The sequence below is a fragment of the Pseudomonas sp. B3G-3 genome (genome assembly GCF_028640915.1).
In the GTDB taxonomy this organism is placed as follows: domain Bacteria; phylum Pseudomonadota; class Gammaproteobacteria; order Pseudomonadales; family Pseudomonadaceae; genus Aquipseudomonas; species Aquipseudomonas chlororaphis_I.
Genome location: NZ_JAQZAB010000124.1, coordinates 81,898 through 104,457 on the forward strand (window position 1 = coordinate 81,898; position 22,560 = coordinate 104,457).

19 protein-coding genes, 4 tRNA genes and 1 pseudogene are annotated in these 22,560 nt (G+C 61.8%); 15 read left to right on the forward strand and 9 right to left on the reverse strand.

The genetic code is table 11. The features are described 5' to 3' along the window. The first annotated feature begins 70 nt into the window (after positions 1–70). Genes PVZ80_RS25990 through thiO form a run of 7 tightly spaced genes read left to right on the forward strand, consistent with a single transcriptional unit; the run spans position 71 to position 6,816 of the window. Positions 71–541, forward strand: coding sequence for a GspH/FimT family pseudopilin (locus PVZ80_RS25990; RefSeq protein WP_096375498.1), 471 nt, complete (start codon positions 71–73; stop codon positions 539–541). Beyond that, complete coding sequence (gene pilV, locus PVZ80_RS25995; RefSeq protein ID WP_009050941.1) at positions 538–993, forward strand: type IV pilus modification protein PilV; 456 nt, start codon at positions 538–540, stop codon at positions 991–993. Before PVZ80_RS25990 ends, pilV begins: the two co-directional genes overlap by 4 nt. Beyond that, positions 990–1,700, forward strand: a complete 711-nt coding sequence (locus PVZ80_RS26000; RefSeq protein WP_273864756.1) for a PilW family protein — start codon at positions 990–992, stop codon at positions 1,698–1,700. The genes pilV and PVZ80_RS26000 overlap by 4 nt, the downstream gene beginning before the upstream one ends. A gap of 11 nt (positions 1,701–1,711) precedes the next feature. Further along, complete coding sequence (locus PVZ80_RS26005) at positions 1,712–2,188, forward strand: pilus assembly PilX family protein (protein WP_273864757.1); 477 nt, start codon at positions 1,712–1,714, stop codon at positions 2,186–2,188. Then, positions 2,175–5,246 (forward strand): pilus assembly protein, encoded by a 3,072-nt coding sequence (locus PVZ80_RS26010; protein WP_273864758.1) that lies wholly within the window; start codon positions 2,175–2,177, stop codon positions 5,244–5,246. Before PVZ80_RS26005 ends, PVZ80_RS26010 begins: the two co-directional genes overlap by 14 nt. A 13-nt stretch (positions 5,247–5,259) precedes the next feature. Beyond that, a complete protein-coding gene (locus tag PVZ80_RS26015) occupies positions 5,260–5,661 on the forward strand; it encodes a type IV pilin protein (protein ID WP_009050937.1) in 402 nt (133 codons plus the stop codon). 54 nt (positions 5,662–5,715) lie between these two features. Further along, a complete protein-coding gene (gene thiO, locus PVZ80_RS26020; RefSeq protein ID WP_101283616.1) occupies positions 5,716–6,816 on the forward strand; it encodes a glycine oxidase ThiO in 1,101 nt (366 codons plus the stop codon). Here the strand turns inward: thiO and PVZ80_RS26025 are convergent. The 3 genes from PVZ80_RS26025 to PVZ80_RS26035 form a co-directional block, all read right to left on the reverse strand. Next, complete coding sequence (locus PVZ80_RS26025; protein WP_273864759.1) at positions 6,813–8,141, reverse strand: sigma-54-dependent transcriptional regulator; 1,329 nt, start codon at positions 8,139–8,141, stop codon at positions 6,813–6,815. The genes thiO and PVZ80_RS26025 overlap by 4 nt on opposite strands. A gap of 273 nt (positions 8,142–8,414) precedes the next feature. Next, positions 8,415–8,648, reverse strand: a complete 234-nt coding sequence (locus PVZ80_RS26030) for a PP0621 family protein (RefSeq protein ID WP_007924721.1) — start codon at positions 8,646–8,648, stop codon at positions 8,415–8,417. A gap of 134 nt (positions 8,649–8,782) precedes the next feature. Continuing rightward, the gene (locus tag PVZ80_RS26035) at positions 8,783–9,805 is read right to left on the reverse strand and encodes an outer membrane protein assembly factor BamD (RefSeq protein ID WP_009050934.1); all 1,023 of its coding nucleotides are present in this window, start codon (positions 9,803–9,805) and stop codon (positions 8,783–8,785) included. A 152-nt stretch (positions 9,806–9,957) separates the two neighbouring features. Here PVZ80_RS26035 and rluD point away from each other — a divergent pair, with 152 nt between their 5' ends. The 8 genes and pseudogenes from rluD to PVZ80_RS26075 form a co-directional block, all read left to right on the forward strand. Continuing rightward, positions 9,958–10,920 carry a 23S rRNA pseudouridine(1911/1915/1917) synthase RluD gene (gene rluD, locus PVZ80_RS26040; RefSeq protein WP_009050933.1) on the forward strand — a complete coding sequence of 321 codons (963 nt, stop codon included), beginning with the start codon at positions 9,958–9,960 and terminating at the stop codon, positions 10,918–10,920. Next, complete coding sequence (gene pgeF / locus PVZ80_RS26045) at positions 10,917–11,642, forward strand: peptidoglycan editing factor PgeF (protein WP_009050932.1); 726 nt, start codon at positions 10,917–10,919, stop codon at positions 11,640–11,642. Before rluD ends, pgeF begins: the two co-directional genes overlap by 4 nt. 130 nt (positions 11,643–11,772) lie before the next feature. Beyond that, on the forward strand, positions 11,773–14,337 hold the full coding sequence (gene clpB / locus PVZ80_RS26050) for an ATP-dependent chaperone ClpB (protein ID WP_009050931.1): 2,565 nt from the start codon (positions 11,773–11,775) through the stop codon (positions 14,335–14,337). A gap of 314 nt (positions 14,338–14,651) precedes the next feature. Then, positions 14,652–14,727, forward strand: a tRNA-Asn gene (locus tag PVZ80_RS26055). Between the two features lie 9 nt (positions 14,728–14,736). Further along, positions 14,737–14,813, forward strand: a tRNA-Pro gene (locus PVZ80_RS26060). Between the two features lie 5 nt (positions 14,814–14,818). Continuing rightward, a tRNA-Lys gene (locus PVZ80_RS26065) sits at positions 14,819–14,894 on the forward strand. A 93-nt stretch (positions 14,895–14,987) separates the two neighbouring features. Beyond that, positions 14,988–15,064 (forward strand) — tRNA-Pro (locus PVZ80_RS26070). Between the two features lie 121 nt (positions 15,065–15,185). Further along, positions 15,186–15,367: pseudogene (locus PVZ80_RS26075) on the forward strand (IS3 family transposase); the annotation flags it as partial. A gap of 158 nt (positions 15,368–15,525) precedes the next feature. Here PVZ80_RS26075 and PVZ80_RS26080 read toward each other — a convergent pair. The 6 genes from PVZ80_RS26080 to PVZ80_RS26105 form a co-directional block, all read right to left on the reverse strand. After that, positions 15,526–18,018: a fimbria/pilus outer membrane usher protein gene (locus tag PVZ80_RS26080; protein ID WP_053269961.1), complete on the reverse strand. Its 2,493-nt coding sequence runs from the start codon at positions 18,016–18,018 to the stop codon at positions 15,526–15,528. 112 nt (positions 18,019–18,130) lie between these two features. Then, a complete protein-coding gene (locus tag PVZ80_RS26085) occupies positions 18,131–18,862 on the reverse strand; it encodes a fimbrial biogenesis chaperone (RefSeq protein ID WP_053269960.1) in 732 nt (243 codons plus the stop codon). Between the two features lie 52 nt (positions 18,863–18,914). Continuing rightward, positions 18,915–19,508 carry a fimbrial protein gene (locus PVZ80_RS26090; protein WP_273864760.1) on the reverse strand — a complete coding sequence of 198 codons (594 nt, stop codon included), beginning with the start codon at positions 19,506–19,508 and terminating at the stop codon, positions 18,915–18,917. Positions 19,509–20,155: 647 nt separating this feature from the next. Further along, complete coding sequence (locus PVZ80_RS26095; protein ID WP_273864761.1) at positions 20,156–21,454, reverse strand: NAD(P)/FAD-dependent oxidoreductase; 1,299 nt, start codon at positions 21,452–21,454, stop codon at positions 20,156–20,158. Between the two features lie 60 nt (positions 21,455–21,514). Continuing rightward, the gene (locus PVZ80_RS26100; protein ID WP_037006010.1) at positions 21,515–21,688 is read right to left on the reverse strand and encodes a DUF3094 family protein; all 174 of its coding nucleotides are present in this window, start codon (positions 21,686–21,688) and stop codon (positions 21,515–21,517) included. Between the two features lie 210 nt (positions 21,689–21,898). Beyond that, on the reverse strand, positions 21,899–22,528 hold the full coding sequence (locus PVZ80_RS26105) for a DUF1780 domain-containing protein (RefSeq protein WP_007924708.1): 630 nt from the start codon (positions 22,526–22,528) through the stop codon (positions 21,899–21,901). Positions 22,529–22,560 lie beyond the last annotated feature (32 nt).

Below are 22,560 nucleotides of genomic sequence, written 5' to 3' on the forward strand. Positions count from 1 at the left end.
CGAACCTTCGGTCTATGAAGGTTCGAAGTGCTAGAGCCAGTTATAGCCGCTGGCCGCTCAAGGGGATGGCATGCGTTACCGCACACAAGGGTTCACGCTGATCGAATTGCTGGTCGCCCTGGCAGTTTCGGCGATTTTGTTGACCCTGGTGGTTCCGGCATTCAGTCAGATGGCGCAGCGATCCAAGGCCGACAGCGACATCAGCGAACTGCTGCGCAGCTTGAATTACGCGCGTCTGGAGGCGATCGACCGTGGCTTGCCCATTCATCTGCGCCCGGCCGCCGTGGATTCGGACTGGAGCCGGGGGCTGTCGATTTATCAAGGCGACGGGCCGGCGACGAATGTATTGCGGGTTGTTCCCGCGGTCAGTCGCGGCGCCCGGCTGACGCTAACCTCTGAATTCGACAGCATCGGATTCAACGCGCTGGGTGGCGTATCGGCAGCGGTTCCGCCGGTCATGACCTATGTGCTGGGCGCACAACACAGGACGATCACGCTGTGCCTGAACGGACGGATAGCGGTAAACGGGGAGTGCCAATGACGGGCAGGAGCGTGCAGGCCGGGATGACGCTGATCGAGGTGCTGGTGGCGGTGCTGATTCTCGGCGTGGGCCTGCTTGGTGCGGCGGCGGTCCAGCTCAATGCCCTGCGCTACACCGACAGTGCCTTGATGGCCAGCCAGGCCAGCTTCATCGCCTATGACATGCTCGATCGCATCCGCGCCAACAGCGCCGCGGACTACACCGTGGCGGCGCCCGATACCGGCAATTTCAGCGTGGTTCGGGACCAGGACCTGTATGACTTCAAGCGCAATGTCGAGAGCTTTGGCGGGCCGACCGCCGAGGGCCATATCAGCCTCAAGCAGGGTGTGTTCACCATCAGCATCACCTGGGATGACTCCCGCGCCGCCCATGTCTCAGACCCGCCTGCTGAAGGCTCCCGCAGTTTTGTCGTGAGCAGCCGGGTGGCGGTGGATCCGGGGGATAAGCGATGAGACGCGAGAACAGCGGTTTCGGCCTGATCGAAATGTTGGTGGCGCTGGCGTTGAGCCTGATTGTGGCCTTGGGTGTGACGCAGATTTTCATCTCGGCCAAAAACACCTACCTCAGCCAGAGCGCCTCGGCCGGCCTGCAAGAGGACGCGCGTTTCGTGCTGAGCAAGATGATCCAGGAAATACGCATGGTCGGCATGTTCGGCTGCCTGCAGAGCATCGCCGATTCCAGCACCGCCTCGGACTTCGCCGGCCATGCACAGACACCCATCCGCTGGGACAACGCCAGCCACCGGCTGACGCTGGTCACGGCCGATATCGGCGACAGCGGTGGCGCCCCGACCTGGACCGTGCTGACCGATTGCCGCAACAGCGCCACCGCCTACACCGGCGCCCGCAAGGCCCCCACGGGGCAGCAGGCGTTTGCGGTGCGGCGTCTGGTGTACAGCCTGAAGAACGATCAACTGCTGATGGGCACCGGCACTGGCTCCAGTCAGGCGGTGCTGGTGAACAATGTCAGCGCTTTCGATGTGTCGTTCGGCATCGCCAGTACCGCTACGGATGTCGCGGCCTCTCGCTACAGTCGCGATCCAGGCGACCCGGCGCGGATCCGCAGCGTGCGCTTGAGCCTGACCCTGAGCGATCCCCAGGCACGCGTGCGGCCGCAGACGTTCAATGTGGTGGCCGCCTTGCGCAATCGTCTGTTGTGAGTGAGCTGCCGATGACTTCGTATCGAACGGCTCCCGGGGCGCAGCGCGGCATGGCGCTGCTGATGAGCCTGGTGTTCCTGTTGCTGCTGACCTTGATTGGCATTTCGTCGATGCAGAACGCCACGTTGCAGGAAAAGATGTCCGGCGGCCTGTGGCTGCGCAACCAGTCGTTCCAGGCGGCGGAGATGGCCCTGCGCATCGGTGAGAGCGCGGTGCAGCAGGACAGTTATTCGTTGCCGGTCTGTACCGGCGGCCAGTGCGCGCCGCCCGGCGAGTCCGCGGTCATCAGCGCCGCGGGCCACAACGGCCATTCGGGCGTGACCTGGATCGCCACCGATAATGGCTTTTACGGCGTGCAGAACATCGGTACGGCGCTGGGGGCGGTCAATGTGCCGAGCAACACTTCCGCGACCCTGTACCGGGTGACTGCCGTCGGGCTGGCCGGCCATTCGCGCAGTGTGCTGGAGAGCATCTATGCCAAGTACTGAAAGGCCTGGGGGATTGCTGGCTGGCGCTTTACTGGGCCTGTATCTGAGTGCTCCAGCCTATGGTTTCACCCCGGCCCAGGCGCCCTTGGCGAATGCGGCGGCGGTGGCGCCGAATGTGATGTTGCTGCTCGACGATTCGCAGAGCATGAACAGCATCGTCTATGCCCCTGGCTTCGATCCCGGGCTGGCGCGGGCGCCGCTCAGCCCCTGCCGGATGCAGGCGGGCGAGTGCCTGCCCGGAGCCAGTCCGAGCGCGGATTCGATGGCCCTTTCAACGCTGAGCCAGGCGGGCTGCGCCAGCGGTTATGTCGGGTTCTACCGCGACAATGCCCGGCCACAGTGCCTCAAGCTGCCAGATCCGGCTGGGCGCGGCAGCACCCGTTATTCGGCCGCCTATTTGGCCTATCTGCTTGCCCTGGCCGACGGCCGTGATCGGGATTTCACCGATGGCTCGATTCCCGCTCAGGACCGGATGGCCCTGGTCCGTGAGGCCGCCAGCAAGCTGGTGGCTGACAACCGCGCGCTGCGCATCGGCCTGGCGAGCTTCAACCCGCCAGCAGGCGGCGATCTGGCGCCGGGCGGGCGTATCGTGCGCGCCATCAGCGATCTGGCACCAGTCAGCGACCAGGTCAGCCAGGCTCAGGCCGATGCAAACTACCAGGCATTGCTGTCCGCCATCGGCGGGCTCAGGGCCTCGGCCGAGGCGCCGCTGGCGGAAACCTATTACGAGATCAGTCGTTATTTTCGGGGCCTGACGCCTTACTACAACAGCTCTCCGTCCACCTATGGCAGCCCGATCCAGTACCGCTGCCAGCGCAATTACGGCCTGGTGGTGACCGATGGCCTGCCCAGTTACGACCACAGTTTTCCCTCCCGTGAACCCCAGGGGGCGGCCAGCCTGCCAGATTGGGATGGAGTGCCCAATGACGGCATTGATCCTGGCGGCAACGAGGAGGGCAGCAGCCTGTATCTGGATGACATCGCCAAGCTGGCGGTGGATATCGACATGCGCGCAGCGGGCCTGGATATCGCGGGGAAAAGCTGGGATTCGACGGGTTTCGCGCAACAGCACATGAACACCTACACCATCGGTCTCAACGCGCAGTACCCCATGCTGGCGGATGCGGCGAACTATGGCCGGGGCAAGTTCTACCCGGTGACTGACAAGCTGGGGCTCGACGCGGCACTGGCCTCGGCTCTGGGCGAGGTTTCGGCTTCCGCGGCCCAGGCGGGGAGCACCACTGCGGGTGCCGCCGGGCTGGCCAGCGGTTCGAGTTATTTCCAGGCGTCTTATGACCCCGGCGATTGGCACGGCACCATCAGGGCGTACGGCATCAGCCCCGCCGGCGCGGTCGATACCAGCACGCCGCTATGGAGCACGGACTCGACCCTGGTTCCCGATGCATCGCCGGGAATCTTCCAGGCCTGGAACAGCGCCACTCGGACCGCCGTTGCCTTGCGCCATGACCAGCTGTCCGGCGCGCAGCAGGCCGCGCTCGCCCAGGATCTGCCGCCCGGCATCAGCGCAGCCGATCTCTTGGCCTGGAGCCAGGGGGCTAACAGGGCAGGGCTCAAGGTGCGTACCCGATTGCTGGGGGACATCGTCAACTCGCCGCTGGTCATGGCGGCGCCGACCGCCCAGGACGCCGCCGATCTGCAGGGCGACAGCGACTACAGCGCCTACCTGGCGAGCAAGGCCCAAGGCATGACCCCGAGCTTGCTGGTCAACGCCAATGACGGCCTGCTTTCGCTGATCGACGCGGAGAATGGCCGGCGTCGCTACGCCTATATGCCCTCCAGTGCCTTGCCGCTGCTGCATCACATCGCCGACCCCGGCTATGCCAATGGCGATCGTCACCGGTTCCTGGCCGATGGACCGGTGACGGTAGTCGATGCCCAGCTCGGCACGGCCTGGGCAACCCTGGCGCTGGCGGGCACGGGAGCCGGCGGCAAGGCGTTTTACGCGGTGCAGCTGTATGGCCAGGCCGGCAATACGCCCCAGGCGCTGTGGGAAATCGCCGCGCCTGCGTTAGCCGATATCAATCACCCGTTCAATGACCTGGGTTATGCCTACGCCCGCCCGGAAGTGGCACGCTTGGCCGACGGGCGCTGGGCGGCCTTCATCGGCAATGGTTATGGCAGCCATTCCGGGGTCGCTGCCTTGTATGTGGTGGATATTCGCGATGGCTCGCTGATCAGCAAAATCCCGGTCGATGGCGATGGGCAGGAGAACGGCTTGTCCTCGGTGAAGTTGCAGGTGGACAGCCAGAATGTGGTCCAGGCGGCCTATGGTGGCGACCTCCAGGGCCATCTGTGGAAGTTCGATTTGAGCGGTTCGGCGCCGGACAGCTGGGGCCTGGCCTTTGGCGGTGCTCCGCTGTTCAGCGCTCCGGGTGGCGCGACCCAGCCGATCACCGCGCAGCCGTTGCTGGTGGATCATCCCGAGGGCGGCAAGCTGGTGCTGTTTGGCACCGGCAAGCTCAGCGAACTGGCCGATAAGCGCAGCAAGGACGCCCAGGGCTTCTATGCGGTCTGGGATGCCCCGGGCGGGGTGGGGCGGATCGGCGTGGCTGACCTGCAGGCGCAAGCGATCACCGGGCTGTTTGCCGGCAGTGCGGGTTCCTATATCACCAGCACCCAGGCGGACGTCAGTTATCCGGCCGAGCAGGGCTGGTACCTGCCGCTGGGGGAGGCGTCGAGCGGTGAGCGGGTCATCAACCCGGCCACGCTGGTGGCGGGTCGCATTGTCTTCAGCACCGCTGCCGTCGAGGCGAGTGACCCTTGTTCCAGCGCGGGCAACGGCAAATTGGTCGAGCTGGAGGCATTCAGCGGTAAGATGCTCGATGACGCGGTGCTCGACACCAACGGCGACGAAGTGGTCGATGGCCTGGACACGCCTTCCAGCGGTGTCATTTTCACCGGCGGCATTCCTGCGTTGAGCGCTGTGCTTAACCGCGCTACCCGCAAAATTGTCAGCGATTCCGGCGGCGGTATTGCCTCCCTGGTCGAGAAACCGGGCGGTGGCAGCCGCCGCATCATGTGGCGACAAATACAGTAAGTGAGAGTGAGGCATGCGTAGATCCAACCAAGGTTTTACCCTGATCGAAATCATGATCGTGATTGCGATCATCGGGCTCGTCGTCACCCTGAGCCTTCCCAGCATCACCGAGTACGTGAAGAAAACCCATCGCACGCAAATCGCCGGCCTGCTGTCGGAGCAGGCGCAGAGCCTCGAGCGTTTCCACTCCAAGGGCGGTGTCTACAGCAACGCTCCGGGCCTCAGTGCCGGCAACGATGACTACAGCATCACGCCAGTGTTGGCCGACCAGAGCTTCACCCTGACCGCGACGCCGAAAAGCGAGAGCATGATGGCCGGCGACAAGTGCGGCGAGTTCACCCTTAGCCACACCGGTGCCATGGGCAACAACAATATGGCCGACGGGGTGACCAGCAAAGACTGCTGGGGACGCTGAGCAACCTTCTCGGGTGCTGGCGGTGCCCGGTGTTTTTTCTTCCTGGACTGGACTATGGCAAAGCAACAGCAAGTGGTGATTGTCGGCGGTGGAGTGATCGGCCTGCTGACCGCGTTCAACCTGGCGTCCGCCGGGCAGCAGGTGGTGCTGCTCGAGCGCTCGAATGTCGGCCAGGAATCCTCCTGGGCCGGCGGTGGGATCGTTTCGCCGCTCTACCCCTGGCGCTACAGCCCGGCAGTCACGGCGCTGGCGCATTGGTCGCAGGACTTTTATCCACAGCTGGCCGAACACCTGTTCGCCACCACCGGTGTCGATCCTGAAGTGCATACCACCGGCCTGTACTGGCTGGACCTGGACGACGAAGCCGAAGCGCTGGCCTGGGCCCGGCGCGAACAGCGGCCATTGAGCGCTGTGGATATCTCAGTGGCTCATGACGCGGTGCCGGTGCTCGGCGGCGGTTTTTCGCGGGCGATCTATATGGCCGACGTGGCCAACGTGCGCAATCCGCGCCTGGTCAAGTCGCTGAAGGCCGCACTGTCGGCGTTGCCGGCGGTGACCATTCACGAGCACTGCGAAGTCAGCGGGTTTATCCGCGAAGGTGAGCGAGTCCTCGGGGTGCAGACCTCCCTGGGCGAAATCCGTGGCGACCAGGTGGTGCTGGCGGCAGGAGCCTGGAGCGGCGAATTGCTCAAGAGCCTGGGCCTGGCATTGCCGGTGGAACCGGTCAAAGGCCAGATGATTCTCTATAAGTGCGCCTCGGACTTTCTTTCCTGCATGGTCCTGGCCAAGGGGCGTTATGCGATTCCCCGGCGCGACGGCCATATCCTGATCGGCAGCACCCTGGAGCACGAAGGCTTCGACAAGACCCCGACCGCATCGGCCCTGGAAAGCCTGAAGGCTTCGGCCATCGAGTTGATCCCGGCACTGGCGCAGGCCGAGGTGGTGGGGCATTGGGCGGGCTTGCGTCCGGGTTCGCCCGAAGGCATTCCCTATATCGGCCCGGTGCCGGGGTTGGAGGGGCTGTGGCTGAACTGCGGGCATTACCGCAATGGCTTGGTCCTGGCGCCCGCGTCCTGCCAGCTGTTCACCGACCTGATGCTGGGCCGGGAGCCGATCATCGACCCGGCGCCTTATGCGCCCAGTGGGCGCATCTAATCCAGGCCGAGTTTCTTCAGCCTGTAGCGCATCGAACGAAACGACAGGCTCAAGCGCTGGGCCGCCGCCGTGCGGTTCCAGCGGGTGTGCTCCAGGGCCTGGAGGATCAGCCGGCGCTCGACTTCCTGCAGATAACCTTCAAGGTCGATCACCTGTGCCGGGCCGGGCGCGATGGCCGGGTGTGCGCCGTTTGGTGTCAGTTGCAGGTCGCGTGCTTCGATCTGCCGGTTCTCGCACAGGGTGTGCGCCCGTTCGAGCAGGTTCTCCAGCTCGCGCACGTTGCCGGGAAAGTCGTAGCCCTGGAGTGCCAGCAGCGCGCCTGGCTGGAGCCGCGCCAACTGTTGGCCGTTGCCCTGTGCCAGGCGCTCGAGGATGGCTGTGGCCAAGGGTTCGATATCAGCCTTGCGCGCCCGTAGCGGTGGCACCGCCAGTTCGATCACGTTGAGGCGGTAGTAGAGATCCTGGCGAAAGCGCCCGGCATGCACTTCCGTCTGCAGCGTCTTGTGGGTGGCGCAGAGAATACGCACATCAACCTGGACCTCCTGCTGTCCGCCGACACAGCGCACCGCCTTCTCCTGGAGCGCACGGAGCAATTTGACCTGCATTGCCAGTGGCAGATCGGCCACCTCATCGAGAAACAGGGTGCCGCCGTGCGCTGCCTGGAACAGGCCGGGTTTGTCTTCGACGGCACCGCTGAAGCTGCCTTTGCGATGGCCGAAAAACTCGCTCTCCATCAGTTCCGGCGGAATAGCCCCGCAGTTGATCGGCACGAAGCCCTGGCTGGCCCGTGGTCCCTGGTCGTGAATCGCACGGGCGGCCAGTTCCTTGCCGCTGCCGGACTCTCCGCTGATATAGACCGAGGCCTGACTCTGGGCCAGTTTGTGGATCTGTCCACGCAGTTTGTGCATGGCGGTCGAATTGCCCAGCAAGGGGCCAGTAACAGGCTTCGGTGGTATCGATTTGGGCAGGGCGCCGTTCAGTAGCTCGCGCAAGCGGGCCAGGGCCACGGGTTTGCTCAGGAAGTCGATGGCGCCGGCCTTCAGGACCCGGACCGCGGTTTCCTGGCGGGCGCAGGTGCTGAGGATGGCCAGTGGCATTCGCAGCCGGTGGCGCTGGATATGCTCGAGTAATTCCAGCCCCGTGCCGTCGGGCAGATGCAGGTCGCTCAGGCACAGGTCGAAACCTTCCCGGGCCAGCCAGTGACGCGCTTCACCCAGGGTGCGGGCGCTACGGGTATGGCGCTGCATCCGGCCGAGGCTGATTTCCAGATATTCGCGAATGCCTGGATCGTCATCGACGATCAGGACTTTTTGCTGTGGGCTCATGCTGCTTACTGCTTCATCCGTGAGCGAAAGAGGTGCGAGAGCACCCGCCATCCTGGCGTGTCGTGAAGTCTAGGCAGGCTTGAGGTCGTTGGCCCTGCTCAGGGCCGGGTTGTTTGGCCGGGTTCAGGATGATGTGCAGGGCATATGCCCGGTTTGCCGAGGGTTGCCGGCCGGATATGGGACGAGGGTGGGCTGGAGGCTTTTTTGTAGCGAATTATTCAGCGGTGCAAACAACGCGCTTTCGACGTCATCTGCACCACTGCCGGTCGAGGCTCAGCGATCGCGGGAGATCGGGCCTTGCTCCAGGTGGGCCTGGCTGCAATACCACTGTTGCTCGAGGCTCAGCGCCCGGTCACGGGGCAGGTGCACGCCGCAATGGGCGCAGCGCACCATGGGCGTGGTGCTGGGTTCGCGGGGAGCAGCGGTGCCGGAGGCGGGCTGCTTGAATTTGCGCCAGAGCCATACCGCAGCAGCAATCAGGGCGATCCAGAACAGTAAACGAAGCATGGTAGCCAGCTATGTGAGTGAGGAACCGGCAGTTTAGCCAAGGTCATGTCGGGCGCACAGTGCAATCAGCGCTGAAATCCGCGGACAAAAAAAGGGAGACTCGAAAGTCTCCCTTTTGGCTAACCGCGGCGGTGTCAGTCGAACACGCCGAAGGTCATGTAGCTGAACCACGAGCGATCGCTGTTGTTGCCTTCGGCTTCGTGCTGTTCTTCTTCGACAGCGTCGCCATTGGCGTCTTTAGGCTTGAGCTCGGCCGGAATTGCGTCCTTGGCGTCCTGGTATTGCTTCATCACGTCCTGGTTGGCGCGGGTTTCTCCCGGCGGCAGCGGTGGACGGGACTCGATCAGGCCCAGGGTGGCCTTGCTCAGCCAGGAGCGGTTGTCCGCCTCGGCGACCCGTGGCACGAACTGGCCGTCGACCAGGCTCGGGTGATCGGGGTAGTTGAGCTTCAGGGTTTCCAGGCTGGTGGCGGCCAGTTCGTCCAGGTGCAGACGCTGGTAAGCCTCGGTCATCACCGCCAGGCCATCGGCCACCGACGGGGTTTCCTGGAAGTTTTCCACCACGTAACGGCCACGGTTGGCGGCGGCTACATAGGCCTGACGGGTCAGGTAGTAGTCGGCCACATGGATTTCGTAGGAGGCCAGCAGGTTGCGCAGGTAGATCATGCGCTGCTTGGCGTCCGGCGCGTAGCGGCTGTTCGGGAAGCGGCTGGTGAGCTGGGCGAACTCGTTGTAGGAGTCGCGCGCGGCACCCGGGTCACGCTTGGTCATGTCCAGCGGCAGGAAGCGCGCCAGCAGGCCGACGTCCTGGTCGAAGGAGGTCAGGCCCTTGAGGTAGTAGGCGTAGTCCACGTTCGGGTGTTGTGGATGCAGGCGGATGAAACGCTCGGCGGCGGACTTGGCAGCTTCCGGCTCGGCGTTCTTGTAGTTGGCATAGATCAGTTCGAGTTGTGCCTGATCCGCGTAGCGGCCGAACGGATAACGCGACTCCAGGGCCTTGAGCTTGGCGGTGGCGCTGGTATAGCTGTTGTTGTCCAGGTCGGTCTGCGCCTGCTGGTACAGCTCGACCTCGCTCAGGTTTTCGTCAACGACTTCCTTCGATGAGCAAGCAGCGGTCAGTGCGAGGATGGCGATCAGCAGCAGGTGTTTCACTTGCATGGCGGCTTGCGTCCCTATGACGGCCGCTGTCTTGGGCGGGGCCGTCCTGTTATGATGAGCGCCCCGTTGAAAAAGCCTCGGGGCAAAAGACGCCGTATTTAACCACAAGCGCGCAGCCGAAACCAAAGGCTGTGCCGACGCCTAGTCTGAGCATGTCCGATAAAATTGAACTTCGCGCAGAGGTGCCGTCCGAACTGGGCGGCCAACGCCTCGATCAAGTCGCCGCCCAATTATTCGCTGAGCACTCGCGCTCGCGCCTTTCCGCCTGGATCAAAGACGGCCGCCTGACTGTGGATGGAGCGGTTATCCGCCCGCGAGACATCGTCCATGGCGGCGCGGTTCTTGAGTTGACCGCCGAGCAGGAAGCTCAGGGAGAATGGATCGCTCAGGACATCGAGCTGGATATCGTCTATGAAGACGACGATATCCTGGTCATCAACAAGCCTGCCGGCCTGGTGGTCCACCCCGCCGCCGGTCACGCCGATGGCACGCTGCTCAATGCCCTGCTGCACCATGTCCCGGACATCATCAACGTGCCGCGCGCCGGCATCGTCCATCGCCTGGACAAGGACACCACCGGTCTGATGGTGGTGGCCAAGACCATCCAGGCGCAGACCCAGCTGGTTGCCCAGTTGCAGAGCCGCAGCGTCAGCCGCATCTATGAATGCATCGTGATCGGTGTGGTCACCGCCGGTGGCAAGATCAATGCGCCGATCGGCCGCCATGGCCAGCAGCGCCAGCGCATGGCCGTGATGGAAGGTGGCAAGCAGGCCGTCAGCCATTACCGCGTGCTCGAGCGTTTCCGTTCCCACACCCATGTGCGGGTCAAGCTGGAAACCGGTCGTACCCACCAGATTCGCGTGCACATGGCGCACATCAACTTCCCGTTGGTCGGCGATCCGGCCTACGGCGGCCGCTTCCGCATTCCGCCGGCGGCGAGCCCGACCATGGTCGAATCCCTGAAGCACTTCCCGCGTCAGGCGCTGCATGCGCGTTTCCTGGAGCTGGATCATCCGACCACCGGTGAACGCATGAGCTGGGAGTCGCCGCTGCCGGAAGACTTCGTCTGGCTGCTGACCCTGCTCAAGCAGGACCGCGAGGCCTTCGTCGGATGAGTGACTGGCTGATTCCTGACTGGCCTGCGCCGGCCGGGGTCAAAGCCTGCGTCACCACCCGTGCGGGCGGCGTCAGCCTGGCGCCGTTCGACAGCCTCAACCTGGGCGATCATGTCGACGACGATCCGCAGGCAGTAGCCGAAAACCGCCGCCGCCTGACCGATCATTTCTCCATACAGCCAGCCTGGCTGAAGCAGGTCCACGGTATTGATGTGGTCGAGGCGGATCCGTCCGTCGTCGCCACCGCCGATGCCAGCTGGACGGCCACGCCCGGAATCGCCTGTAGCGCCATGACCGCCGATTGCCTGCCAGCGCTGTTCTGCGACCGCGCCGGTACTCGTGTGGCGGCGGCCCATGCCGGTTGGCGCGGGTTGGCGGCCGGAGTGCTGGAGGCGACGCTCGCTAGCCTGAAGGTTGCGCCTGAGGATGTACTGGTCTGGCTGGGGCCGGCCATCGGTCCGCAAGCCTTCGAAGTCGGGCCGGAAGTCCGTGAGGCGTTCGTCCGCCACTTGCCGCACACCGAGCAGGCCTTTGTGCCGAGCCACAATCCCGGCAAGCTTATGGCTGACATCTATACGCTGGCCCGCCTGCGCCTGGCGGCATGCGGCGTCACGGCCGTGTATGGCGGTGGTTTCTGCACCGTGAGCGATCCGCGTTTCTATTCCTACCGCCGCAGCCCGCGTACCGGGCGCTTCGCTTCCCTGATCTGGCTGGAACGCTAGACTCTTCTGACCTGTGTCAAGCTCGACAGGCTTGAATCTTCCAGAATCGACCGCATCTACAGGGGTATCTGGCAGGTTTCTCTATTTAGGTGTGTCCATCGCTCCGACCTGCTCAAAAGGAAGGTGACTAATGCGTATAGACCGATTAACCAGCAAGCTGCAGCTGGCATTATCCGATTCTCAATCCCTGGCGGTCGGCCTCGACCACCCAGCCATCGAGCCGGCGCACTTGATGCAGGCCCTGCTCGAGCAGCAGGGCGGTTCGATCAAGCCGCTGCTGATGCAAGTGGGCTTCGACGTGAACAGCCTGCGCAAGGAGTTGAGCAAAGAGCTCGACCGCTTGCCGAAAATCCAGAATCCCACCGGCGACGTGAACATGTCGCAGGATCTGGCGCGCCTGCTGAACCAGGCCGATCGCCTGGCGCAACAGAAGGGCGACCAGTTCATCTCCAGCGAGCTGGTGCTGCTGGCGGCCATGGACGAAAACAGCAAGCTCGGCAAATTGCTGCTGGGCCAGGGCGTCAGCAAGAAAGCGCTGGAAAACGCCATCAATAACCTGCGTGGCGGCGAGGCGGTGAATGACGCCAACGTCGAGGAGTCGCGCCAGGCCCTGGATAAATACACCGTCGACCTGACCAAGCGCGCCGAAGACGGCAAGCTCGACCCGGTGATCGGCCGTGACGACGAAATCCGTCGGACCATCCAGGTGCTGCAACGCCGGACCAAGAACAACCCGGTGCTGATCGGCGAGCCTGGCGTGGGTAAAACCGCGATTGCCGAAGGCCTGGCCCAGCGCATCATCAATGGCGAAGTGCCGGACGGCCTGAAAGGCAAGCGCCTGCTGTCCCTGGACATGGGCGCGCTGATCGCGGGCGCCAAGTACCGCGGCGAGTTCGAAGAACGCCTGAAATCCCTGCTCAACGAGCTCTCCAAGCAGGAAGGGCAGATCATTCTGTTCATCGACGAACTGCACACCATGGTCGGCGCCGGCAAGGGCGAAGGCTCGATGGATGCGGGCAACATGCTCAAGCCGGCCCTGGCCCGAGGCGAGTTGCATTGTGTCGGCGCCACCACGCTCAACGAGTATCGCCAATATATAGAGAAGGATGCGGCCCTCGAGCGGCGCTTCCAGAAAGTCCTGGTGGATGAGCCGAGCGAAGAAGACACCATCGCCATCCTGCGTGGCCTGAAAGAGCGTTATGAGGTGCACCACAAGGTGGCGATCACCGACGGCGCGATCATTGCCGCGGCCAAGCTCAGTCATCGCTACATCACCGATCGGCAGCTGCCGGACAAGGCGATCGACCTGATCGACGAAGCTGCCAGCCGTATCCGCATGGAGATCGACTCCAAGCCGGAAGTGCTGGACCGTCTTGAGCGGCGCCTGATTCAACTGAAGGTTGAGTCCCAGGCCCTGAAGAAGGAAGACGACGAAGCGGCGATCAAGCGCCTGGAGAAACTCCAGGAGGAAATCACCCGCCTGGAGCGCGAATACGCCGACCTGGAAGAAGTCTGGACCTCGGAGAAAGCCGAAGTGCAGGGTTCGGCGCAGATTCAGCAGAAGATCGAGCAGTCCCGCCAGGAACTGGAAGCCGCGCGCCGCAAAGGCGACCTGAACCGCATGGCCGAGTTGCAGTACGGGGTGATCCCGGACCTGGAGCGCAGCCTGCAGATGGTCGACCAGCATGGCCAAAGCGAGAACCAGCTGTTGCGCAGCAAGGTGACCGAAGAGGAAATCGCCGAGGTCGTGTCCAAGTGGACCGGTATTCCGGTGTCGAAGATGCTCGAAGGCGAGCGCGACAAGCTGCTGAAGATGGAAAGCCTGCTGCACCAGCGTGTCATCGGCCAGAACGAAGCCGTGGTGGCGGTGGCCAACGCCGTGCGGCGTTCCCGTGCCGGGTTGTCCGATCCGAACCGGCCAAGTGGCTCGTTCATGTTCTTAGGCCCGACCGGTGTGGGTAAAACCGAGTTGTGCAAGGCGCTGGCCGAATTCCTTTTCGATACCGAAGAGGCGATGGTGCGGATCGATATGTCCGAATTCATGGAGAAACATTCCGTGGCTCGGTTGATCGGTGCGCCTCCAGGCTACGTCGGCTACGAGGAGGGCGGTTACCTGACCGAGGCGGTGCGTCGTAAGCCTTATTCGGTGATCCTGCTGGACGAGGTCGAGAAGGCCCATCCAGACGTGTTCAACATCCTGCTGCAGGTGCTGGAAGACGGCCGCCTGACGGACAGCCATGGGCGTACCGTGGATTTCCGTAATACGGTGATCGTCATGACCTCCAACCTGGGCTCGGTGCAGATCCAGGAACTGGTGGGGGATCGCGAAGCACAGCGGGCGGCGGTGATGGATGCGGTGTCGAGCCATTTCCGTCCGGAGTTCATCAACCGGATCGACGAAGTGGTGATCTTCGAGCCATTGGCTCGGGACCAGATCGCCGGCATCACCGAGATCCAGCTGGGCCGCCTGCGCGGCCGCCTGGCGGAGCGAGAGCTCAAGCTGGAGCTGAGTGGCGAGGCCTTGGACAAACTGATTGCCGTGGGCTACGACCCGGTCTATGGCGCGCGCCCGCTCAAACGAGCGATCCAGCGCTGGATCGAGAACCCGCTGGCGCAGTTGATTCTGTCTGGCAGTTTCCTGCCGGGAGTCACTGTGACGGCCAAGGTGGAAAACGACGAAATCGTCTTCGCCTGATCCAAATAGGGTGTCATTGGGAAGGAGGCCTCGCATTGCGAGGCCTTTTTTTGCATAGGGCGTTGAACTGTAAGGCAAAGGCTTGTAAAGTGCGCCCCGCAGTAAGTCACCCCAAGGGTTTTTCCTCCCCGAGGAAAAAACTGAAATAAGTTGCAAATCATTGTCTTGAAAGCAATTTAGGGGGTTGACAGAGGTTTTTAAGATTGTAGAATAGCGCGCCTCAGAGACACGAACGTAGCGATACGGACAGGGTCAACGAGGAGGCTTCTAGAAATAAAAGCCTGCTGTAAAAGCTGTAAATTGAAATGTTCAGTTCCGTGATAGCTCAGTCGGTAGAGCAAATGACTGTTAATCATTGGGTCCCAGGTTCGAGTCCTGGTCACGGAGCCAATTTCAAACCGGGGTATAGCGCAGTCCGGTAGCGCGCCTGCTTTGGGAGCAGGATGTCAGGAGTTCGAATCCCCTTACCCCGACCATATTTGGGTCGTTAGCTCAGTTGGTAGAGCAGTTGGCTTTTAACCAATTGGTCGTAGGTTCGAATCCCACACGACCCACCATTTTTGAGACCAGCTCGCTGGAATCGAATCTTAAGATCAGACGCCAAAAGCTCTGTTCGCAGAAGGCGCCTTTAAAAGGTGCCTTTTTTTTACCGGGGTATAGCGCAGTCCGGTAGCGCGCCTGCTTTGGGAGCAGGATGTCAGGAGTTCGAATCCCCTTACCCCGACCATACTGAAAATCCTCGTATCGAAAGATACGGGGATTTTTTTTTGCCCGGAATTTGGTGTCGGTTGTGTCTGTCCTTTCCTGAATAAGGTTCACACCTTCTGATCTCTTTTCAGGAGGACGTACTGGAAGCGAGAAAACGGCGCTGTCAGCGTGATTACACGCTGACTATTAAATTGCCGGTCGTCGACCAGGTTGAAAAGGAGCCGAGTCTAAAGAGGCTCAGGCGCGCTACGGCATTCAAGGCAAGACGACCGTTCTGATGTGGCTGTATACAAAGCACGGTCGGCAGGATTGGAGCGCAGGCACACATACTGGCTTGCTGAAGATGGTTTCATGCCTTGGGCGTGAAGCAAAAAAAGCCCCGATAATTCGGGGCTTTTTTGGGGGGAGATTTGGGTTGTCCGTTGCCGTTCTGTGCATATCCCCTTGCCGGCCCCTCGTTGCGAGGGGCGTTTACGGTGCTCACAAGGCCCGGCAAAGGCCATCCACGCGTTCGTATGCCAGCTCCTTGTTTGCCGCCGGGAGTGCGTAGTCCACCGTGCAGGAACCCTCGGCCCAGCGAATTTCCAGTCGGCCCTGGTCGGCAACGCCGAAGACCAGCAGGCGCGATAGGTTGTCGACCATGCCCAGGGGCTTGCCCTGCTCGTCGTAGCCTTGGGCGCCGAAGGGGATGGTGCCGCCTTTCTCTGCACGCAGGACGAACTGCAGGCGGCGACCGGTCTGGGCGGTGTAGGTCGTCTTGACGATGGCACCACGGGTCGGCACCAGCACCTTGGAGGTTTCGTTGATCTCGGTATCCGTCCCCAGGGTCTGGGTGTCCAGGTTCAGCCAGTTGTAACGATAAGGCTGCATGTAGGGCACTACCGCGTAACCCTTGCCATTGGTGCGTACGCCGCTCCAGCCGGATACCCCGACGCCATCGACATCCGGAACTTCCAGCAGGCCGAAGGTCTCGCCAAGCGGCTGGCCGAGGGTAACGCCGCCACTGTGCACCAGCAGAGAGCCAGAAGCACCCAGGTCGATATGCTTGTCATCGCGACCCTGGCTGTAGCCACCGCGCAGCTTGGCGACAGGGGTATCCCAGTCCAGGCCGGCGCCAGCCGTACTGCCGTTTCTTTTGCTGTGACCAGCCTGTGCCGAATAGCTGAGGGTGGCCTGGTCGTCCAGGTAGCCGGACACGTTCGACTGCAGCGAAGAGTCGCCCTTGCTCGAGCTGATGGCGTTGCTGGAAAGGCGGTGAGAACTGCCTCTTCCACCCAGCGGCAGGCTGACGCTGGCGGTGAGTTGCGTATCCGAACCGCCGTTCATGGGATCGCTCTGGGTGCGTGACACCGCCAGGTTGTAGCTGACGCTGGCAATGCTGCTGCCATAACCAAATTGCCAGTTGCGCGTACGGCCTTGCTGATTCCAGTAGCTGGTTTCATCCATGCTCAGATACAGCGAGCCTCGCTGTGACAGGCTCTGGTTCACCCGGAGGTTGATTCGGCTCTTTTGTGCGCTGAAGCCGGCACGCTCCTGATACATGAGGTCGTCCACGTGCTGGCTGAAGCTGCGATAGCCTTCGGTGGAGTAGCGGTAGCCGGCCATGGTGAAGGTGGTATCGGTGGCGTTCAGCGTCTTGGAGTACAGGAAGCGCGCACTGTGCCCCTTGTTGGTCCTGCCGTTCAGGGTTTTCGATTCACTGCTGGTGACGTCGAAGGAAATGCCGCCGATGCTGGAGTTCACGCCCGCGCCAAGGTTGACGGCGCGATAGTCTTGCGCGAGCAGCGCACCACCATAGCCGGTGAGGTTATCCGTCACACCGTAGACCGCTGTGCCTTGGGTGAACGACGGTGACGGTTGGTCGGTGGAGCGATATTCACCGGCAGTGACGCTATAGCGCAGGTTGCCGCGCCGGGTCATGACCGGCTGGTAGGCATAGGACTGCTGATATTCGCGTACCCGGCCATCCGCTTCGATGATCTTGATCTGCAGGTCGCCGTTGGAGCCGCTGGGATAGATGTCAGTGAACTCGAAGGCGCCAGGCGGCACCGAAGCGGAATAGATCACGTAACCGTTTTGCCGTACTTCGACGGTGGCATTGGTTTCAGCGATGCCGCGGATCACAGGTGCGTAGCCAACCTCGTTGTCAGGCAGCATGCCGAGGTCCGAAGCGATCTGGGCGCCGCGAAAACGCACGCTGTCGAAGATCTCGCCGGGGGTGTACAGCTCGCCCATCGAAAACTTGCCTTTCAGGCGCCGCACATCGCGTTCCAGATAGGTACGGTTGCTCTTGAATTCGTTTTTCATGCCGGTGCCGCCGGTCATGGCGGATTCGTTGCGAAAGCGCCAGCCGGCGATATTGAAGCCGTTGCGCAGGTTCAGGTTGTGGTAGTCGCTTTTCGTTCCCTGGTTGGTATTGCGGTTGAAGTTGGCCTGGTAGTCGCTGTAGAAGGCAGTGATGCCGTCGTCCCAGACCGATGGGTCGACATACCCACGGGAATAGCGCTGGACGTAGGCCTGCGGAATGCTGAGCTGCAATGCCAGGTTGGTGACATCGAAGTCCACCGCGGCGCCGGCGATCTGGGAACTGACGTCGAACGGCAGCTCATCCTTGGCGTCGGCGGCGATAAGCCCGTCCTGCTGGGCTTTGCCCGCGTTGAGCCCGAGCTCTTTGAGCAGCCCGAGCGAAAGGACGGGTTTGGCCTGCCCGGATGCGTCGGCACTGAAGGTGATCTCCTGGCGCTTGATCAGCACGTTGTTCAGGTAGAGGTCGACGCTGTAGGAGCCCGGCGGAACGGCGCTGCCTTTCTCGAAATACTTGAGGTCCACCGGAGCGCCCTCCATTTTCAGAAAGGACTCGCTGAATTCGACCTCTGCGGCGGACAGCTTCGAGGTCAGCCCCACTGCCATGAGGCAGGTCGCGCACGCCCGTCGGGCGATCCTGAAGCTGAGCTCTCTCTGAAAAATGGGCATGCGGAATCCTTTCGATCATGCATCGGGTAGCCGAGGCACTGACCTGAGTAAAAAGTCGAATAGGTAAAGCTTTGCGTTCTGGCGAGCGGCGCGAACGACTGCTGGGCTTTCGTTAGTTGGAAAGCTTGCTGGTGATGTGGTCCAGCCCGCCGTAATCGTTGATGCTGTCGAACTCCACCGTTGCGGCTCCGGAGCTCAGGCTGGGCGAACCTTTGATCGCGACGACGCGTGTTACTCCCGGCGCGAGCATTTCTGCGGCAACGGTATGGGGGCCAGCACCCTTGCCAGTGCGCAGCTCTACAGTGCTACCAGCAAAGGACACGTGGTACGCGGAAGGGTTGGTCACCGAAAGCGCGGTTTTGCCGCCTTGTTCCACCAGCTTCCATTGCAGGCTCTTGGCCGCATTGGCGGCGGTGTCCGGCAGGTTAGCCGGCCGGTAGAACAGTTTTATGCGCTGGCGGATGGCGATCTGCAGGCTGTTCTGGTCCTTGGCTTTTTGCGGAATCTCTTGCACGGCCAGCCAGAACACAGACTCCTTGTCGGTCGGCAGCCCCTGGCCTTGATAGAGGATGCGCAGGGTTTGCAGCTTGTTGCCTCCAAGGCGAACGAGGGGAGGGGTGATGGCGAACGGTATGTCGGTCGCGGGCCCGCTGCTATCTGGCTCGACCCAGGACTGGACCATGATGTCGTTCGAACCCTGGTTCCTGACGACGACGGATGTTTCCTTGGCTGGCGCAGCAAAGACGACGCGGGTGCCATCCAGCGTAATGCCGGCACTGGCCATCGACGCAGAGAGCGTCATGGCACTGGCGAGTGCAAGACGTGTCAATAATGAGGTTTTCATAGCGGCTCCAGGTCGGAGGGAGGGGCGCAGGCCCCTCCCTGTGGCGCGGGGGTTACTCGTAGGTCAAGGTAAACGGCAGGGTGCCGTTTGCAGGACCAGCTTTGACCGGCGCGCCGTTCGCCACATAACCTGCACGCAGGTTCAGCTTGGCGGTCTGCTTGACATCTGCGCCTTCGCCGCTCGTCGACAGCTCGCCATCGATGGTTTCGTTCGCGGCGAGGTTCAACAGCTGGTTGCTGCCGTTATAAATACCAATGCCCACGCCCTCTGCGCCACCGGTGACTTTCAGCAGCGAGAGGTTCTTGCTGTCGATGCCGGAGCCACTGTTCGGGTCGAATTGCAGCTTGACGGTTTTCAGTTTGGCTGCGCTGTTGCCGCAATCCAGGTTCAGGTTGATGCCTTTACCGCCGACGATGCCGCCGGCACCAGTAGAGCTAAGCGAGTCGACACTGACCTTGCCGAGGCTGATATCGATGTTCTGGTTACCCTTGTCACCACCAACGCTGGTGCCAGCACCGCCGTCGATTTTGCAGGATGCAGCGACGATTTCGCCGGTGAAGTTGATGGTGCCGTCTGCCGCGAGAGCGGAAGTGCTGACCGCGCCAGCGATAGCCATGGAGACGATGCTTTTGAGAAGTTTGGACATTTCATGTACCTGCTAAAGTTGGAGGTGCAATCTTGTGTCTTCACTCCGGTCGTTACAATAAGACCATTCTTAAACTATTGATTAGTCTGTGGATTTGAATGGTTGCTATTACTTTGTTTGTTGGTGAGACTTCAATAGGAAGATTCTTAAAATGTTGTCCCGTTAGGATTTTCTTGAAGAGAATAGTCTGTCTTGCCTGGTAAACAGGGGAGCGATTTGTATCGCCTTCGGTCGTTTTCGGGCACCCAGGAAGGGCAGTTCATTGGGCGGTGGGTGAGTCGAGAGGAGGAGTAAACTAACTGCCGATACAACTAGGTGGAGTACGGCTGTTACCTTGAATGCTATTTTCTCAACTTTATATATGTTGATTTAAAAGGCGCTGCTTGAGGCAGGGATATGCATTGCTCGCACTAGGGAGAACAACTTTTGAGTGCTGAGGATGAAGTGGGGCAGGTCTTTTAGTTTGGCTGGAAGGCTGGCTGTGTACTGCTCGGAAAGTATGATCTCAACTAAGGAAAGTTTCTTTTCTTCGATCTCCAGCCACTCTCTTGTTGGTCCCGAGCTGGGCGAAGGCCTGAGTCAACCTTGCACAGGTTGCAAAAAAAATGCCCCGATCGCTCGGGGCATTCCTGTCTTGAACGATTGACTCAGTGCAGCTTGAGTCGTGGCTCGGTGCCGCGGCCGATCCGGCTGCCGAGCATCAGCATGGCGGTCCGGAACGGGCCGTAGAGCGCCATCTGGTGCATGCGGTACAGCGACACATAGAACATCCGCGCCAGCCAGCCTTCGAGCATCACGCTGCCGGTCAGGTTACCCATCAGGTTGCCCACGGCGGAAAAGCGCGACAGCGAGATCAGCGAACCGTAGTCGGTGTACTTGTATTCCGGCAGGGCCTTGCCTTCGATGCGCAGTTTCAGCGACTTGGTCAGCAGCGATGCCTGCTGGTGAGCCGCCTGGGCCCGCGGTGGAACGTTGCGATCGGTGCCCGGTTGCGGGCAGGCGGCGCAGTCGCCAAAGGCGAAGATATTCTCGTCGCGGGTGGTCTGCAGGGTCGGCAGGACTTGCAGCTGGTTGATGCGGTTGGTTTCCAGGCCGTCGATGTCCTTGAGGAAACCCGGTGCGCGAATCCCGGCGGCCCAGACTTTCAGGCTGGCGGCAATCACCTGGCCATCGGCGGTAATCAGGCTGTCGGCGGTCACTTCGCTGACTGCGGCGTTGGTCATCACCTTGACCCCGAGTTTTTCCAGGGTCTTGTGTACCGGTCCGCCAATCCGCTCCGGCAGGGCTGGCAGTACCCGTGGGCCTGCCTCGATCAGGGTGATGTGCATGTTTTCCGGCTTGATCCGGTCCAGGCCGTAAGCCGCCAGTTCGTGAGCGGCATTGTGCAGTTCGGCGGCCAGCTCGACGCCCGTGGCGCCGGCACCGACGATGGCCACGCTGATCTGCTCGACCACATCAGTCTGCCCGGCGTGGGCGCGCAGGTAGTGGTTGAGCAGTTGCTGATGGAAGCGTTCGGCCTGCTTGCGGGTGTCGAGGAACAGGCAATGCTGGGCGGCGCCCTGGGTGCCGAAGTCGTTGGTGGTGCTGCCCACGGCGATCACCAGGGTGTCGTACCCCAGCTCGCGGGCCGGCAGCAGTTCCACGCCATTTTCGTCGTAGGTGGCGGCCAGCTGGATTTTCTTCTGCTGACGATCGAGCCCGCTCATGCGGCCCAGCTGGAACTCGAAGTGGTTCCATTTGGCTTGGGCGACATAGTTGAGTTCGTCTTCGGAAGAGTTCAGCGAGCCGGCGGCTACTTCGTGCAGCAAGGGCTTCCAGATGTGGGTCAGGTTCGCGTCGACCAGCATCACACTGGCGGTGTCGCGCTTGCCCAGAGTCTTACCCAGACGGGTAGCCAACTCCAGACCGCCGGCGCCGCCGCCAACGATGACAATACGATGAGTCATGGGGATATCTCGCAAGGCTAAAAGAAATCGGTACGGTTACCCGAGCGAGCGCAATGCAGCTCATAGCGTCAGGTAACTGATAAGTCGGCTCAGCAGGCCCAGGCCAATGGTGATGGTCAGGACTATCACGAGGAGCATCCACGGCCGGAAGGGCCGGCGCTCGACTCGGTGCTGGGCCAGTTGCAGGTATTCTTCGACATGGCGTTGGTCGTCGGGGTTCAGGCGGCTGGTCATAAAAAGCCTCGTCAGCTAGACGTTGCGAAAAGTATGAAGGTTACAGCGCAGTGCCATCTTGTCGGGCTATGCGGTATGGAACGGAGCATAGCTGCTCGCGGATGCGGACCTTGTCATCGCGCGGGTGATTGCGCTTTGTAACACTCGCAGGGTGTTTGCGCCATGCCACAACGGTCTGAAGGGGGGCTGGAAAAACCTTCGCTAAACGACCTACAGGCTGATCCCGACGTCGAAGAGGATGCTGCGCCCCAGGTTGCCACGCAGGAAGTCCGGCGCGTCGGGATGGGCGAACAGCACGCGGGCGAAGGTCGGTCCGACCAGCGACAACGAGCGCCAACCCTGGCGCAGATACTCGGTCGGTGGCGGGAAATGGCTGTTGAGGTCGAGCACTTCGCGCTTGAGGCTGGCGAAGGCGATGATGTCCAGTTCCCCCAGGTCCATGCCACGTTCCTTGTAGTTGTGGGCTTTCTTGCGCAGGGTCGGGGCCAGCCTGAGCAACAGTTCGTTGGCCGGAATGCGCTTGGGCTTGGCCTCGCGCCGCACCAGTTGGCTGAGGGAGAAGGCACTGCGGCGCCGTTGCAACTCGTCGCGCCATTCATCGTTGAGGCGACGGCCTTCGTCCAGCACGAAGAACACCTCGAAACAGGCCTCGCGAAACAGTACGTCCGGCGGCTCCTGCCCGGCGGGCGTGAATTCGTCGGCACGGTAGGGGATGTTCAAGCCTTGCAGCAGGCGCTGGCAGACCCAACGCTCACGCTCCCATTTGCGCGCATTGGACAGGAACGCGTTAGCTTGTTCGGCCTGAATGGTGAGCAGGCGCAGGTAATCTGAGTCATCCATAGTCCAAGCTTAGCGTCCAAACGCTGATCCAA

Bases quoted from the DNA above. Each gene is read 5' to 3' on its own strand.
- PVZ80_RS26100 (WP_037006010.1), bottom strand. From the start codon at position 21,688: ATGACCAGCCGCCTGAACCCCGACGACCAACGCCATGTCGAAGAATAC.
- PVZ80_RS26025 (WP_273864759.1), bottom strand. From the start codon at position 8,141: ATGAGCCCACAGCAAAAAGTCCTGATCGTCGATGACGATCCAGGCATT.
- rluD (WP_009050933.1), top strand. From the start codon at position 9,958: ATGTCCGATAAAATTGAACTTCGCGCAGAGGTGCCGTCCGAACTGGGC.
- PVZ80_RS26015 (WP_009050937.1), top strand. From the start codon at position 5,260: ATGCGTAGATCCAACCAAGGTTTTACCCTGATCGAAATCATGATCGTG.
- PVZ80_RS26095 (WP_273864761.1), bottom strand. From the start codon at position 21,454: ATGACTCATCGTATTGTCATCGTTGGCGGCGGCGCCGGCGGTCTGGAG.
- PVZ80_RS26080 (WP_053269961.1), bottom strand. From the start codon at position 18,018: ATGCCCATTTTTCAGAGAGAGCTCAGCTTCAGGATCGCCCGACGGGCG.
- pgeF (WP_009050932.1), top strand. From the start codon at position 10,917: ATGAGTGACTGGCTGATTCCTGACTGGCCTGCGCCGGCCGGGGTCAAA.
- PVZ80_RS26005 (WP_273864757.1), top strand. From the start codon at position 1,712: ATGACTTCGTATCGAACGGCTCCCGGGGCGCAGCGCGGCATGGCGCTG.
- clpB (WP_009050931.1), top strand. From the start codon at position 11,773: ATGCGTATAGACCGATTAACCAGCAAGCTGCAGCTGGCATTATCCGAT.
- PVZ80_RS26010 (WP_273864758.1), top strand. From the start codon at position 2,175: ATGCCAAGTACTGAAAGGCCTGGGGGATTGCTGGCTGGCGCTTTACTG.
- PVZ80_RS25990 (WP_096375498.1), top strand. From the start codon at position 71: ATGCGTTACCGCACACAAGGGTTCACGCTGATCGAATTGCTGGTCGCC.
- PVZ80_RS26035 (WP_009050934.1), bottom strand. From the start codon at position 9,805: ATGCAAGTGAAACACCTGCTGCTGATCGCCATCCTCGCACTGACCGCT.
- pilV (WP_009050941.1), top strand. From the start codon at position 538: ATGACGGGCAGGAGCGTGCAGGCCGGGATGACGCTGATCGAGGTGCTG.
- PVZ80_RS26000 (WP_273864756.1), top strand. From the start codon at position 990: ATGAGACGCGAGAACAGCGGTTTCGGCCTGATCGAAATGTTGGTGGCG.
- PVZ80_RS26090 (WP_273864760.1), bottom strand. From the start codon at position 19,508: ATGTCCAAACTTCTCAAAAGCATCGTCTCCATGGCTATCGCTGGCGCG.
- PVZ80_RS26030 (WP_007924721.1), bottom strand. From the start codon at position 8,648: ATGCTTCGTTTACTGTTCTGGATCGCCCTGATTGCTGCTGCGGTATGG.
- PVZ80_RS26085 (WP_053269960.1), bottom strand. From the start codon at position 18,862: ATGAAAACCTCATTATTGACACGTCTTGCACTCGCCAGTGCCATGACG.
- thiO (WP_101283616.1), top strand. From the start codon at position 5,716: ATGGCAAAGCAACAGCAAGTGGTGATTGTCGGCGGTGGAGTGATCGGC.
- PVZ80_RS26105 (WP_007924708.1), bottom strand. From the start codon at position 22,528: ATGGATGACTCAGATTACCTGCGCCTGCTCACCATTCAGGCCGAACAA.